Source organism: Pseudomonas cistanchae (genome assembly GCF_054483635.1).
This window is the reverse complement of the sequence record NZ_JBTLWN010000004.1, coordinates 234,687-248,892: the sequence shown is the minus strand read 5'-3', so window position 1 is coordinate 248,892 and position 14,206 is coordinate 234,687. Positions and strand designations below refer to the sequence as shown.

14 protein-coding genes are annotated in these 14,206 nt (G+C 62.4%); 4 read left to right on the top strand and 10 right to left on the bottom strand.

Annotated elements, in window-relative coordinates; all coding sequences use genetic code 11:
• Positions 1 to 8 precede the first annotated feature (8 nt).
• A complete protein-coding gene (locus ACX0MV_RS13535) occupies positions 9 to 1,295 on the top strand; it encodes an HlyC/CorC family transporter (RefSeq protein WP_458983035.1) in 1,287 nt (428 codons plus the stop codon).
• Here ACX0MV_RS13535 and ACX0MV_RS13530 read toward each other — a convergent pair.
• Genes ACX0MV_RS13530 through ACX0MV_RS13510 form a run of 5 tightly spaced genes read right to left on the bottom strand, consistent with a single transcriptional unit; the run spans position 1,243 to position 4,563 of the window.
• Positions 1,243 to 2,007, bottom strand: a complete 765-nt coding sequence (locus tag ACX0MV_RS13530) for an SGNH/GDSL hydrolase family protein (RefSeq protein ID WP_458983034.1) — start codon at positions 2,005 to 2,007, stop codon at positions 1,243 to 1,245. The genes ACX0MV_RS13535 and ACX0MV_RS13530 overlap by 53 nt on opposite strands.
• Positions 2,004 to 3,185 (bottom strand): formate-dependent phosphoribosylglycinamide formyltransferase, encoded by a 1,182-nt coding sequence (purT, locus tag ACX0MV_RS13525; protein WP_458983033.1) that lies wholly within the window; start codon positions 3,183 to 3,185, stop codon positions 2,004 to 2,006. The genes ACX0MV_RS13530 and purT overlap by 4 nt, the downstream gene beginning before the upstream one ends.
• Positions 3,186 to 3,212: 27 nt before the next feature.
• Positions 3,213 to 3,407 (bottom strand): DUF1289 domain-containing protein, encoded by a 195-nt coding sequence (locus ACX0MV_RS13520; RefSeq protein WP_458983032.1) that lies wholly within the window; start codon positions 3,405 to 3,407, stop codon positions 3,213 to 3,215.
• Positions 3,404 to 3,928 (bottom strand): gamma carbonic anhydrase family protein, encoded by a 525-nt coding sequence (locus tag ACX0MV_RS13515; protein WP_458983031.1) that lies wholly within the window; start codon positions 3,926 to 3,928, stop codon positions 3,404 to 3,406. Before ACX0MV_RS13515 ends, ACX0MV_RS13520 begins: the two co-directional genes overlap by 4 nt.
• Before the next feature lie 29 nt (positions 3,929 to 3,957).
• Positions 3,958 to 4,563 carry a CoA pyrophosphatase gene (locus ACX0MV_RS13510; protein ID WP_458983204.1) on the bottom strand — a complete coding sequence of 202 codons (606 nt, stop codon included), beginning with the start codon at positions 4,561 to 4,563 and terminating at the stop codon, positions 3,958 to 3,960.
• Between the two features lie 157 nt (positions 4,564 to 4,720).
• On the opposite strand from ACX0MV_RS13510, the gene ACX0MV_RS13505 reads away from it, so the two are divergent.
• Positions 4,721 to 5,290, top strand: coding sequence for an NUDIX hydrolase (locus tag ACX0MV_RS13505; RefSeq protein ID WP_458983030.1), 570 nt, complete (start codon positions 4,721 to 4,723; stop codon positions 5,288 to 5,290).
• 7 nt (positions 5,291 to 5,297) lie between these two features.
• A complete protein-coding gene (locus ACX0MV_RS13500) occupies positions 5,298 to 5,801 on the top strand; it encodes a L,D-transpeptidase family protein (protein ID WP_458983029.1) in 504 nt (167 codons plus the stop codon).
• Between the two features lie 64 nt (positions 5,802 to 5,865).
• Here ACX0MV_RS13500 and ACX0MV_RS13495 read toward each other — a convergent pair whose 3' ends face one another.
• The 3 genes from ACX0MV_RS13495 to purL all read right to left on the bottom strand — a co-directional run bounded on the left by ACX0MV_RS13495 (position 5,866) and on the right by purL (position 10,556).
• Positions 5,866 to 6,183, bottom strand: coding sequence for a YqfO family protein (locus ACX0MV_RS13495; RefSeq protein ID WP_458983028.1), 318 nt, complete (start codon positions 6,181 to 6,183; stop codon positions 5,866 to 5,868).
• Positions 6,184 to 6,377: 194 nt separating this feature from the next.
• Positions 6,378 to 6,644, bottom strand: a complete 267-nt coding sequence (locus ACX0MV_RS13490; RefSeq protein ID WP_458983203.1) for a CDGSH iron-sulfur domain-containing protein — start codon at positions 6,642 to 6,644, stop codon at positions 6,378 to 6,380.
• Between the two features lie 18 nt (positions 6,645 to 6,662).
• The gene (gene purL, locus ACX0MV_RS13485; protein WP_458983027.1) at positions 6,663 to 10,556 is read right to left on the bottom strand and encodes a phosphoribosylformylglycinamidine synthase; all 3,894 of its coding nucleotides are present in this window, start codon (positions 10,554 to 10,556) and stop codon (positions 6,663 to 6,665) included.
• 164 nt (positions 10,557 to 10,720) lie between these two features.
• Between purL and mltF the strand changes: the two genes are divergently transcribed.
• Positions 10,721 to 12,181, top strand: coding sequence for a membrane-bound lytic murein transglycosylase MltF (mltF, locus tag ACX0MV_RS13480; RefSeq protein ID WP_458983026.1), 1,461 nt, complete (start codon positions 10,721 to 10,723; stop codon positions 12,179 to 12,181).
• Between the two features lie 14 nt (positions 12,182 to 12,195).
• Here mltF and tadA read toward each other — a convergent pair whose 3' ends face one another.
• Together tadA and ACX0MV_RS13470 are read right to left on the bottom strand one after the other, a co-directional pair.
• Positions 12,196 to 12,684 carry a tRNA adenosine(34) deaminase TadA gene (gene tadA / locus ACX0MV_RS13475; RefSeq protein WP_458983025.1) on the bottom strand — a complete coding sequence of 163 codons (489 nt, stop codon included), beginning with the start codon at positions 12,682 to 12,684 and terminating at the stop codon, positions 12,196 to 12,198.
• Positions 12,685 to 12,735: 51 nt separating this feature from the next.
• Positions 12,736 to 14,106 (bottom strand): multicopper oxidase family protein, encoded by a 1,371-nt coding sequence (locus ACX0MV_RS13470; RefSeq protein ID WP_458983024.1) that lies wholly within the window; start codon positions 14,104 to 14,106, stop codon positions 12,736 to 12,738.
• Positions 14,107 to 14,206: the final 100 nt, after the last annotated feature.

Here is a 14,206-nt window from a genome sequence, read left to right as displayed (position 1 = left end):
CATATACCGTGGACAATGCACACCCTGGTTTTCTGATCGGCCTGCTGATTTTCCTGCTTGCCTGTTCGGCATTCTTCTCCAGTTCGGAAACCGGCATTCTCAGCCTCAACAGGTATCGCTTGCGTCACCTCGCCAAAGAGGGGCACCGCGGGGCCAAACGCGTCAGCGACCTGCTGAGCCGACCGGACCGGCTGCTGGGCACCATCCTGATCGGCAACAACTTCGTCAACATTCTCGCCTCCTCGATCGCGACGGTCCTGGCTCTGCAGATATGGGGCGAAGCGGGCATTGCCATCGCCACCATTGGCCTGACCCTGGCGCTGTTGATCTTCGGTGAAATCACCCCAAAAACCCTGGCCGCACTGCGTCCGGAGCTGGTTGCCTATCCGTTCAGCCTGCCCCTGTTGCTGCTGCAAAAGCTGTTCTACCCGCTGGTGATCCTGCTCGGCTGGATCAGCAACGGCCTGCTCCGGCTGCTTGGCCTTGATCCGGCCAGCAAGAACGACGAAAGCCTGACGACCGAAGAACTGCGCAGTGTGGTGCGTGAGTCCGGCCACGACTTGCCGAAGAACCGTCAGAACATGCTGCTGGGCATTCTCGATCTGGAGCGAGTGACGGTGAACGACATCATGATCCCGCGCAACGAAGTCACCGGCATCGACCTGGAAGATGACCTGGAAACCATCATCAACCAGTTGACCACAACGACCCATACCCGCCTGCCGCTGTTCCGCCACGATATCAACCAGATCGAAGGCATCGTCCACATGCGCCAGATCGCTCGGCTGCTGACCCATAACCAGCTCAGCAAAGAGGCCCTGGTTGGCGCCTGCAACGAACCCTACTTCGTGCCGGAAAGCACTCCGCTGTCGACCCAGCTGATCAACTTCCAGAAGCAGAAGCGCCGCATCGGCATCGTCGTCGACGAGTACGGCGACGTCATCGGCATCGTGACACTGGAAGACATCCTCGAAGAAATTGTCGGCGACTTCAGCAATCAGGACACCCTGCGCAGCCCCGACATCCATCCTCAGGAAGACGGTACCCAGGTGATCGATGGCGCAGCCTACATTCGCGAGGTCAACAAGTCGCTTGACTGGCACCTGCCCTGCGATGGCCCGAAAACCCTGAACGGTCTGATCACCGAAGCCCTGGAAAGCATCCCGGACAGCGCGGTGTGCCTGAAGATTGGGCCGTATCGCCTGGAAATTCTGCAGTCCTCGGAGAACCGGGTGAAAAGCGTCAGGGTCTGGCAGGCGAGCACGAAGGCGAAGCCGGAACCGACTGCAGAATAATTGCCTGACTGAGGCCCTCGGCCCACAGCTGGTAGCCCAGGCGTGACGGGTGGTAACCGTCAGGCGCCAGATAATCCGCAGAGAAACGCACCGCTACCTCGCAGTGACTGGCGCCGAGCACGGGCGCTATGCGCTGCAGTTCACGGTCGAGCAACTGCGCCCGCGCGCCCAATAACCAGCGCAACACCCAGGGCAACGCGCTGAAATGCCGGATCGGCGGCACGGCGCTGAACACCACCTGAGCGCCACGGGCTGAGAAATGCAGCGCCATGACGCTCAGTGCTTCCCGCCAGCGGCGTAGCGAACTGAGCGCCGTGCTGTCGTTCACGCCGAACACCAGCAGCACCAGATCAGCCGGCTCGTTCTCGACGTGCGGAAGCAGACGCCGACAGGCTTGCGCCGCGGTGATGCCGTTTTCGCCACAGGCCCGCCACCTCACCGGACGGTTATGACGAGCTGCCAGGGCGCCAGCCAACTGACCGACCAATGCGTGCGCCTGGCAGGCCACTCCCACACCGGCAGCAGTCGACTCGCCCAGTACCAGCAAGCGCAGCGGCGTGCCGGCCAGTTCGGCGCCCGCCACACCGGATTGCGGTCCACCCGCGACAGGCATGCGTACTGTTTTCCGGCGCGTCAGCAGCGCCAGCGGTAACGCCAGCGGCAGCGCCGCCAGCAAGATCAACCACCAGCTCCAGCTACGCAGCGAGCTCACAGCGTGACATTTACCGCCTGGGCCGAACGGGTCGCCTTGGCGCGCGCCGCCTGCAGCGACTCATCGCGCGCCAGGGCAACGCCCATGCGCCGTTGCCCGCTGACTTCGGGCTTGCCGAACAGGCGCAGCGCCGTATCCGGCTCGGCCAGTGCCGCGCCCAGATTGCCGAAGCTGACCTGCTGCGACTCGCCCTCGACCAATATCACCGCAGAAGCCGATGGGCCGAACTGACGAATCGCCGGAATCGGCAAACCGAGAATCGCCCGCGCATGCAGGGCGAATTCGGACAGATCCTGAGAAATCAGGGTGACCAGGCCGGTGTCATGCGGACGCGGCGATATCTCACAGAACCACACCTGATCACCTTTGACGAACAGTTCAACACCAAACAGCCCACGCCCACCCAGCGAACCGGTAACCGCCAGAGCGATGCGCTCGGCTTCGGCCTGAGCCTTGGCGCTCATTGGCTGCGGCTGCCAGGACTCTTGGTAATCGCCCTTGACCTGGCGATGACCAACAGGCGCACAGAACGTGGTGCCGCCAGCATGACGTACCGTCAACAGGGCAATCTCGTAATCGAAGTCGATAAAACCTTCGACGATGACCCGACCCTTGCCTGCACGACCGCCCGCCTGGGCGTACTCCCAGGCCGCTTGCAGATCATCCAGACTTTTCAATACCGACTGCCCTTTGCCGGAGGAACTCATAATCGGTTTGATCAGGCAGGGAAAACCAATCGCCTCCACCGCCGCGTGGCACTCGTCGAAGGAGTCGGCAAACCGATAGGGCGAAGTCGGTAGGCCCAACTCTTCGGCGGCCAGGCGGCGGATACCTTCGCGATTCATGGTCAGTTGCGCCGCACGGGCGCTGGGAATCACGGTAAAGCCTTCATTCTCCAGCTCGACCAGGGTCGCGGTGGCGATGGCTTCAATTTCCGGCACGATATAGTGCGGCTGCTCCAGCTCGATCACCGCCCGCAGCGCGTCGCCGTCGAGCATGTTGATCACATGGCTGCGATGGGCCACCTGCATAGCCGGGGCATTGGCGTAGCGATCCACGGCGATCACCTCGACGCCCAGACGTTGCAACTCGATCACCACTTCCTTGCCCAGCTCGCCAGAGCCACACAACAGCACACGGGTCGCGCTCGGCGACAAAGGGGTTCCGACACGGGGCATGGTGAATCCTCAAACTGATCAAGAAAGTTACAGCAGAATGCCTTTAGCTTTCGCGCGTGTATGGCAGAGCACCAGCACCTCACGGCGCTCGGCGTTGTCCATCAGACCCCAGCGGGTGATTTCGGCGACCGTGCGCTGGCAGCCGATACAGATATCCTCATCGTCCAATGCGCAGACATGCACGCAAGGCGAGGCGACCGGACGCTCCTGCGGCTGCGTCAATCGCCCTGCTCCTGCAGATCACGGGCGTAGCGCTGGGCGTTGTGCACGTAATGGGCGGCGCTGGCTTCGAGCATCTTCTTCTGCGCCTCGGTCAACTCGCGCACCACCTTGCCGGGCGAGCCAACCACCAGCGAGCCGTCGGGGATTTCCTTGCCTTCGGCGATCAACGCGTTGGCGCCGATAATGCAGTACTTGCCGATCTTGGCACCGTTGAGCACGACCGCATTGATACCCACCAGGCTGTAATCCCCCACCGAACAGCCATGCAACATGGCGTTATGGCCAATGGTTACGCCCTTGCCGACGTTCAGCGCAAAGCCCATGTCGGTGTGCATCACCGTGCCATCCTGCACGTTGCTGTTCTCGCCGATATGGATCAGCTCGTTATCGCCGCGCAGCACGGCATTGAACCAGATGCTCGCGCCGGCATCGAGCTTGACCTTGCCCACCAGCGTGGCATTGGGCGCGACCCAGCTTTCGGGGTGCAGTTCGACATGGGAGGAACCCAGGCGATAGTTCATTCGGTGACCTCTCGGAAAAGTACGGCGCCTTACCTGAGCGTGACGAAATGCTCGGGCGGCACATGCATATCGATGGCGGTATCGTCGTAAATCAGATTGACCAGCTCAACCAGCATGATCGCGGTAAGCCCCCAGATCTTGTATTCGCCGAAGCGGTAACTGGGCACGTACCAGCTCCGCCCGAAGTAGTCGATGCGGTGCGTAGCCTCGCGCGGATCATCGCGAAAAAACGCCAGCGGTACGCTGAAGACGGCGGCGATCTCACCGTCGTTCGGTTGATACTCGACGAAATCCGGCACCAGACCGACATAGGGCGTGACCTGAATGCCGTGCAGCGAGATCAGCGTGCTCAGCGGGCCGATGACTTCGACCAGACCGGGCGGCAGGCCTATTTCTTCCTCGGCTTCGCGCAGCGCCGTATGAATAAGGTCCGCATCTTCCGGGTCGCGTCGACCGCCCGGAAAAGCCACTTCGCCACCATGGGTCGACAGGCCGCTGGCGCGTAATGTCAGGACCACTTCTGGCTCATCGCCGCGGGTGATGGGTATCAGCACCGCCGCTTCCGGGTAGCTGCGTTCTGCCTCCAGAAGGCGCGGGCTATAGTCCCGCATGCGATGGATCAACTCGTCCAGCATGGGCATTCTCAAGTCTCGATTCTGGGTCAGATGATTGCACGAAAGCGTCGCGCGGCCCAAGTCCCGAGCCAAAGCACATCGCGCAAAGCACCGATCATTCGCTTGCCGGAGGGCCCATTGGCGCGCAAAGATATCTGGCCAGCCACGAGGAACCGGCATGAAATTCTGTAGCCACTGCGGCAACCCCGTTTCCCAACTCGTCCCACCCGGCGACAATCGCCTGCGGCATGTCTGCGGCCATTGCACCACCGTGCATTACCAGAACCCGCGAATCGTCGCCGGCTGCCTGCCGGTATGGGGCGAACAGGTTCTGCTGTGCCGCCGCGCCATTGAACCGAGGCGCGGTTACTGGACGCTGCCGGCAGGCTTCATGGAAAACGGCGAAACCCTCGAGCAAGCCGCCGCCCGTGAAACCGCGGAAGAAGCCTGCGCCCGGGTACGCGACCTGAGTCTGTATACGCTCTTCGATCTGCCGCATATCAATCAGGTGTATATGCTGTTCCGCGCCGAGCTGGTCGACCTGGACTTCGCCGCAGGCGAGGAAAGCCTCGACGTACGGCTGTTCCTCGAGTCGGAGATCCCTTGGTCCGAGCTGGCTTTCCCGACCATAGGCCGTACCTTAGAATGCTACTTCGCCGACAGGCAGCAGCACGTCTACCCGGTTCGCAATGAACCGCTCGAAGCCCTGCGCGCCCATTATCGAAACACTTCTAACTTTGTGGGATAACGCTCCAATGCGCTGGTTGTTCGCACTCATCTGTTTTTCCGTTGCGGGCGCCGTTTCGGCAGCCGCTACGCCAGGCCTGGAAACACGACAGGTCGATAAAGTCCTGGTGGTCAAATCCGAACGTACCCTGCAACTGCTGAGCCGCGGCCAGCCACTGAAATCCTATCGAATTTCCCTGGGCAAACAGCCCGACGGAGCCAAGGAACGCGAAGGCGACCTGCGCACACCAGAGGGCCTGTATTGGATCGACTGGCGCAAGACCAGTGAGAAATACCAGCTCTCGCTGCATATCTCCTACCCCAACGCACGTGATCAGAGTAAGGCCCGCGCTAAGGGCGTACCGGCAGGCGGCATGATCATGATTCACGGCACGCCGCTGGATGACGAATACCCCGAATGGTTCTTCCATACTCTCGACTGGACTGAAGGCTGCATCGCCATGAAAAATGCCGACATGCGCGAAGTCTGGGGTTTGGTGAAGGACGGCACGCTGATCGAAATACGGCCCTGAGGGCCAACACCCGGACATAACAAAGGCGCCCTTGGGCGCCTTTGCTTTTCTCGCACAATAGCGATCAGAACTGGATATCAGAGAGCCGCCATACCTCAAACGCCGGTGTCTCGTAGGGATGGCTGTTTTTCAGCGCCTTGACGGATTCGTGAATCAGCTCATCGGCCACCACCAGCTCGACTTTCCATTCCGCCGTCTGCTTGATGGCACCCACCTGACCGATAAAAGGCTGGCTGCCCTCAAGCGGTCGGAACTGACCCTGGCCCAGGGTCTGCCAGCAGCAACTGTCGTAGTTGCCGATGCGGCCGCCGCCAGCAGCGAATACGGCTTTTTTGACCTCGTCCAGATGAGTTTCCGGGACGTAGAAACACAGTTTGTACATCAACATCTCCGCAGGCAGGAAAACTAGGCAGCTGACTAAGCATGCCACAAAATAATGGCATTTTGCCCCCACCCTTAGTAGTGGCGGGCATCACAGCCTGAAGTTTTCGACTCGCCAGGGGCGCGCACGTTCACTTGCACTACAGCTGCAAGCGACAGATATGGGCGACAGATGCGCTCAGTCGGACCGGCTGTTCAGCCATGCCAAAAGCGTCGCCACCTGTCCTTGAAACCGCTAGCGGGCGGTGCATGGCTGCCATCGCAATAAGGCAAGCGAGCGGACTTGGCACAGCGACAGAGCAGGAGCAACTGTGGCCGAACAGGTCTGAGTTCACACCCATCAGCGCACGGAGCCAGACAATCGGGGAGCCTGGGCGAACGCCCGCAGCGACACAACAGCAGAGAATCGCCAGGCTGGACCTGGCGCACCTCGGGCAGGATTGGCGCCGGCTGATCAGGCATCAGCCGGCGCACCGACCATCAATCCACCCAGACACGGGCATTGCGGAACATCCGTAGCCAGCCGCCATCTTCCTGCCACTCGTCCGGCTTCCACGAGTTCTGCACGGCGCGGAACACCCGCTCCGGGTGCGGCATCATGATGGTCACGCGGCCGTCACGGCTGGTCAGGCCGGTAATCCCGCGCGGCGAGCCGTTGGGGTTGGCCGGATAGGTTTCGGTGACCTTGCCATGGTTGTCGATGAAGCGCATGGACACGCAACCCGACAGGTCGGCTTCCAGCAAGGCTTCTTCGCTTTCGAACTCGGCATGGCCTTCGCCGTGGGCAATCGCGATCGGCATGCGCGAACCGGCCATGCCGCGCAGGAAGATCGAGGCCGACTCCTGAACCTGCACCATCGCCACTCGGGCTTCGAACTGCTCGGAACGGTTGCGCACGAAATGCGGCCAGTATTCGCTGCCGGGAATCAGCTCGTGCAGGTTGGACATCATCTGGCACCCGTTGCACACGCCAAGGGAGAAGCTGTCCTTGCGCTCGAAGAACGCCTGGAAGCCCTCGCGAGCGCGGCTGTTAAACAGGATCGATTTGGCCCAGCCTTCGCCGGCGCCCAGCACGTCACCGTAGGAGAAACCGCCGCAAGCGACCAGGCCCTTGAATTCGTCCAGGCTGACACGGCCACTGAGAATGTCGCTCATATGCACATCGATGGCGTTGAAGCCGGCACGGTCGAAGGCCGCGGCCATTTCCACCTGGCCGTTGACGCCCTGCTCGCGCAGCACCGCAACCTGAGGACGAACGCCCTTCTTTATATAGGGAGCAGCGATGTCCTGGTTGACGTCGAAACCGAGCTTGATGCTGAGGCCCGGATTGTCCTCCTCGAGCAGCACATCGAATTCCTGGTCCGCGCACTGGGCGTTGTCGCGCAGGCGCTGAATGCGGTAGCTGGTTTCACTCCACTGCCGCTGCAACAGGCGACGCTGGCCAACAAAGACCGGCTTGTCGTTGAAGTGAATCGCCACTTCATCGTTGTTCACCGGCTGGCCGATCACGGCGACGCAATCCAGACCTGCTGCGCTGAACTGGGTCAGCACTTCAGGCGTTGCGTCCTGGTGCACCTGGATCACCGCGCCCAGCTCTTCGTTGAACAACACCGCCGCCAGCTCTTCGGCGCTGCCCGCCAGCGAGTCAAGCGCCAGGTTGAGGCCACAGTGGCCGGCAAACGCCATCTCCAGCACGGTGGTCAGCAACCCGCCATCGGAGCGGTCGTGGTACGCCAGCAAACGACCGTCGGCGTTCAAGCCCTGGATTACTGCAAAGAAGGCTTTGAGGTCTTCGGCGTCGTCGACATCCGGCGCTTTCTGGCCAAGCTTGCCGTAGACCTGGGCGAGGATGGAGGCGCCCATGCGGTTCTGCCCGCGACCCAGGTCGATCAGGATCAGGTCGGTCTCGCCCTTGTCCATTCGCAACTGCGGGGTCATGGTTTTGCGAATATCGCTGACCGGCGCAAAGCCGGTGACGATCAAGGATAACGGCGAGGTGACGCTCTTCTCCGTACCCTCTTCGCTCCACCTGGTCTTCATCGACATCGAGTCCTTGCCCACCGGGATGGTGATGCCGAGCTCAGGGCACAGCTGCATGCCGACCGCTCTCACCGTGTCGTACAAACGGGCGTCTTCACCCGGGTGGCCGGCAGCGGCCATCCAGTTGGCGGACAGCTTGATGTCGGAAATCTTCTCGATCTGCGACGCAGCCAGATTGGTCAGGGTTTCGCCAATCGCCATACGCCCGGACGCCGCAGCGTCCAGCAGCGCCAGCGGGGTGCGCTCGCCCATGGCCATGGCTTCGCCGGTGTAGACATCGAAGCTGGTGGCGGTAACCGCGCAATCGGCCACCGGCACCTGCCACGGGCCTACCATCTGATCACGGGCAACCAACCCGGTGATGGTGCGGTCGCCGATGGTGATCAGGAAGCTCTTGCTGGCCACGGCAGGGTGATGCAGAACGCGGGTGACGGCTTCATCAATGGCCACTTCGCTGGCATCGAACTCGTCGCCCAGCTCGGCTTCACGGGTTACCGAACGGTGCATGCGCGGCGGCTTGCCGAGCAGCACTTCGAGCGGCATGTCCACCGGCGTGTTGCCAAAATGGCTGTCGGTAACGGTCAGTTGCGGCTCTGCAGTGGCTTCGCCAACCACGGCAAACGGGCAGCGCTCACGCTCGCAGATGGCCTGGAAGCGCTCGAAGTCGACGGCGCTGACGGCAAGCACGTAACGTTCCTGGGATTCGTTGCTCCAGATCTCGTGCGGGGCCATGCCTGGCTCGTCGTTGGGCACGTTGCGCAGCTCGAAACGTCCGCCACGGCCGCCATCGTTGACCAGTTCCGGGAAGGCGTTGGAGATGCCGCCAGCGCCGACGTCATGGATGAAGGCGATGGGATTCTGGTCGCCCATCTGCCAGCAGCGGTCGATGACCTCCTGGCAGCGGCGTTCCATCTCCGGGTTCTCACGCTGTACCGAGGCGAAATCCAGATCCGCGGAGCTGGCGCCAGTGGCCATCGACGAAGCGGCGCCGCCGCCCAGACCGATGAGCATGGCCGGGCCACCGAGCACGATCAGCTTGGCGCCGACGGTGATCTCGCCCTTCTGCACGTGCTCTTCGCGGATATTGCCCATACCGCCGGCGAGCATGATCGGCTTGTGGTAGCCGCGCACCTCTTCGCCGTGGGGCGTGTTGATCGCTTGTTCGAAGGTACGGAAGTAACCGGTCAGGGCCGGACGGCCGAACTCGTTGTTGAACGCGGCACCGCCCAGCGGACCCTCGATCATGATGTCCAGCGGCGTGACGATGCGCTCGGGCTTGCCGTAAGGCTGTTCCCAGGGCTGCTCGAAACCTGGGATGTTCAGGTTGGAGACGGTGAAACCGGTCAGGCCGGCTTTCGGCTTGGCCCCACGACCGGTAGCACCTTCGTCGCGAATCTCGCCGCCGGAACCGGTGGACGCACCCGGGAACGGCGCTATGGCCGTCGGGTGGTTGTGGGTTTCCACCTTCATCAGGATGTGCACCGGCTCCTGCACCGCGCCGTACTGGCGGGTTTCAGGATTGGGGAAGAAACGCCCGGCGGTGTGGCCGACGATGACCGAGGCATTGTCCTTGTATGCGGACAACACGCCTTCGCTGTGCATCTGGTAGGTGTTCTTGATCATGCCGAACAGGGATTTCTCCTGGTTCTGGCCGTCGATGTCCCAGCTGGCATTGAAGATCTTGTGCCGGCAATGCTCGGAGTTGGCCTGGGCGAACATCATCAGTTCGATGTCGTGCGGGTTGCGCCTGAGGCCCTGGAAGGCGCTGACCAGGTAATCGATCTCGTCTTCGGCCAGGGCCAGGCCCAGCTCGACGTTGGCCTTTTCCAGCGCAGCGCGACCACCGCCCAGCACGTCCACAACGGACAGCGGCTTGGGCTGAGCGTGGCTGAACAATGCCGCTGCGTCTTCCAGCTGGCCGAGCACCAGTTGGGTCATGCGGTCATGCAGCAACGCTGCCACCTGCTGCGCATCCGCTTCGCTCAGCTCGCCACTGACGTAATAGGCGATGCCGCGCTCGATGCGTTGGATCTTCGCCAGCCCGCAGTTGCGGGCTATGTCGCTGGCCTTGCTCGACCAGGGCGAGATGGTGCCAAACCGCGGGACCGTCAGGAACAACCGTCCGCTGGGTTCCTGCACTGGCACACTCGGGCCGTACTTCAGCAACCGGGCCAGCACCTGCTCTTCATCGGCGCCGAGCACACCGGTCACCTCGGCAAAATGCGCAAACTCGGCATACAGCCCGGTCACAGCGGGTACGTTGCTGGTCAGTTGCTCAAGCAATTTACCGTGGCGGAAAGCAGAAAGGGCGGGAGCGCCGCGCAGGATCAACATCGGAGACAGCCTCTGGGAAGGGGGTGTACTTTGAGGCCGCGTATTCTAGCCTAAAGCGTTCGCCGCGGCACCCGTGACAAGGATCAAACCCCGCTGCGGCGCTAGCAGAGAAGCCATCCGCTGTCGAGATATGGCACATTGAAAGCTTTGCGTATACTGCGCCAATGTTTGCCCAATCCGTGTTCCGCTTGCGCTGCGCCCTCTGGCTGTCGGCGGTCGGAATCCTCCTGCTGCTCGGCGCTTGTGCTGAAGAACCCAGTGCAATCGAGCGCGTACAGGCGGAGGGTGTACTGCGGGTGATCACCCGCAACAGCCCGGCTACATACTTCCAGGACCGCAACGGCGAAACCGGTTTCGAATACGAGCTGGTCAAACGCTTCGCCGACGACCTCGGTGTGGAACTGCAGATCGAGACGGCTGACAGTCTCGACGAGCTGTTTTCCAGCCTGAACCGGGAAAACGGGCCGGCACTGGCAGCCGCAGGACTGGTTGCAAGCGAAGGCCGCAAGCAATCCGCGCGCTTTTCCCTGCCCTATCTGCAAGTCACCCCGCAAATCATCTACCGCAACGGCCAGCCCCGACCGACCCGCGCTCAAGACCTGCTCGGCAAACGCATTCTGGTGCTCAAAGGCAGCAGCCACGCCGAACAGCTCGCTGAGCTGAAACGCGACCTGCCGGAACTGCAATATGAGGAATCCGCCGCGGTGGAAGTGGTGGATTTGCTGCGCATGGTCGATGAAGGCCAGATCGACCTCACCCTGGTGGATTCGAACGAGCTGGCGATGAACCAGGTGTACTTCCCCAACGTGCGGGTGGCCTTCGACCTGGGCGATTCGCAGGCCCTGGGCTGGGCCGTGGCGCCCGGCGAAGATGCGTCGCTGCTCAATGAAGTGAATGCATTCATCCGCCGCGCCCATGAGAACGGCGTACTCGATCGCCTCAAGGCGCGCTATTACGGCCATGTCGATGTCTTGGGTTACGTTGGCGCCTACACCTTTGCCAAACACCTGCAGCAACGCCTGCCCCGCTACGAGAAGTTCTTCCGCCAGGCCGCGCAGAAAAATGAGCTGGACTGGCGCCTGCTCGCGGCCATGGGCTATCAGGAATCGCTGTGGCAGCCGACTGCCACGTCGAAGACCGGGGTCCGCGGGCTGATGATGCTGACCTTGCGAACCGCCCAGGCCATGGGCGTCTCCGACCGCCTGGACCCTAAGCAAAGCATTGATGGCGGCGCGAAATACATCGTCCATGTAAAGGCGCAATTGCCGGAAAGCATTCTGGAGCCAGACCGCACCTGGTTCGCGCTGGCCGCTTACAACATCGGCGGCGGCCACCTGGAAGATGCGCGCAAGTTAACCGAGGCCGAGGGCCTGGACCCAAACAAATGGCTGGATGTGCAGAAGATCCTGCCCCGCCTGTCGCAAAAGCAGTGGTACAGCAAAACCCGCTACGGCTATGCCCGCGGCGGCGAGCCCGTGCACTTCGTGCGCAACATCCGCCGTTACTACGACATCCTCACCTGGGTCACGCAACCTCAGCTCGAGGGCGGCCAGGTCGCCGTCGGCAACATGCACGTGCCCGGCGTGAACAAGGAAAAACCCGACGAGCAGCTGCCGCCGCTGTAAGTCGCGCTCGCCCGCTAGGGCTCGCGCTGCTCGCGCCGCGCCTTGAAGAACTCGCTCAGCGCGGTGCTGCATTCCTGGGCCAGTACGCCGCCTTCAACCAGCACCCGATGATTGAGAAACGCCTGACTGAAAAACTCGCCACGGCTCGACGCCACACCGGCCTTGGGCTCGGTCGCGCCGTATACCACGCGCGCTACCCGCGCATGCACGATCAACCCGGCGCACATGCTGCAGGGTTCAAGCGTGACGTACAGCGTGCTGCCGGGTAGCCGGTAGTTGTCAACCGCCAGTGCCGCTGCCCGGATCGCCACCATCTCGGCATGGGCGCTGGGATCATGGGTGGAGATCGGGCAGTTGAACCCGCGCCCGATGATCGCGCCCTCCCGCACCAGCACGGCGCCGACCGGCACCTCGCCAAGCACCGCGCCTTCGGCGGCCAATGCCAGCGCCTCGCGCATGAAGTGCGCATCCTGGCTGCGGTCGATGATCTGAGGTCTTTTCATGACTCGACTCCGTCGAGAGAAATACCGCGAAGCCTGCGCAGAGCCAGCACCCTACGCCACCTCGATGGAGGCCATCAGGCCGGTTTCCATATGGTCAATCACGTGGCAGTGAAACATCCACACCCCCGGATTGTCGGCAACCAGCGCTACCTGGGCGCGCTCGTTCTTGCCCAATAAATAGGTGTCGGTGAAATAAGGAATGATCGTCTTGCGATTCGAGCGCAACACCTTGAAGGTCATCCCGTGCAAGTGGATCGGGTGCTGGTACTGGCTCAGGTTGCGCAGCTCGAAGATATAGCTCTTGCCCAACTGCAGTCGCGCAATCGGCCGGTCGGCGCACGTCTTGTCGTTGATGTCCCAGGCCTCGCCGTTGATCTGCCAGAAGCTGTGGGCCGCACCTTGCGCCAACCCGGTGGAGACGGCGCCGGCCCATTCGAAATTGAACCGCAGGGTTTCGGCACTGGCCAGATCGGGCTCGGCAATCGGGTTGGCCGGCAAAGCCGGCGGCCACTCGGCGGGCGTGGTATCTGCGCCGACTGCGCGCAAGGTGGCCAGGCGCAACGGCCCGTTGCGCAACGACAGCTGCGTGCCCGCAGCCGGCACCTTCAGCCCGAGCTCGATGCGCATGCCGGGGCCCAACCAGTAAGCCTCGCCCAACGGTCGCGGCGCCACCGGATTGCCGTCCAGGGCGTAAATGCGGGCATCGGCGTCCGGCAGGTTGAGGCGATAGGTCCAGGTATTGTCCAGGTTCAGCACGCGCAGGCGCACCACCTGCCCGGCAGGCAGATCAAGTGTGGGCGCATGCTCGCCGTTCACAGTGCTAAGGCGCCCCGGCGTACCACCGCGGGCCGCCTCGCGCGGTACGCTGAAATCAGTGAATGCACCCTGCGAGTCGATATGCCAGCTCTTCAGGTTGAGCGTGCGCTCATGCTTAAAACCGCTGGGCTCACGCTCCTCGACGATCAAGGCACCGACCAACCCGCGGCCCAGTTGCTCGCCACTGGCGACATGCGGGTGATACCAGAAGCTGCCCGCATCCAGCGTCTTGAACTGGTAATCGAAATACTCGCCGGGCAATACCGGCGCTTGGGACACGTAGGGCACGCCGTCCATTTCCAGCGGCAACCGAATACCGTGCCAGTGAATGGTCGTGGGCACATCGAGCCGATTGATGAAGCGCACCCGCAGCCATTCGCCCTGCCTGGCCCGCAGCTCGGTGCCCGGCGCCTGACCACCATAGGCCCAGGCTGGCGTGATGTGGCCAGGCACCAACTCCAGATCGAGCGGCGCAGCGATCAGCTGGTAATCGTATTCGGCCGCCACCAGCGGCCGGCCCAGCCAGTACCGAGCACCGCCAGCGCCCAGACCAACCACGCCCAGCCCCGCCAGGCCGGCAAGAATCTGTCTGCGGGTAAACGGCATACGTCTGCACCTCCTGCCGATAAATCGAGTGCGCTCGCGCTTGCTGAAGACTGTCGGCGCCAACAAACGCAACAGTTTCTCATCAACTGACGGACCAGCG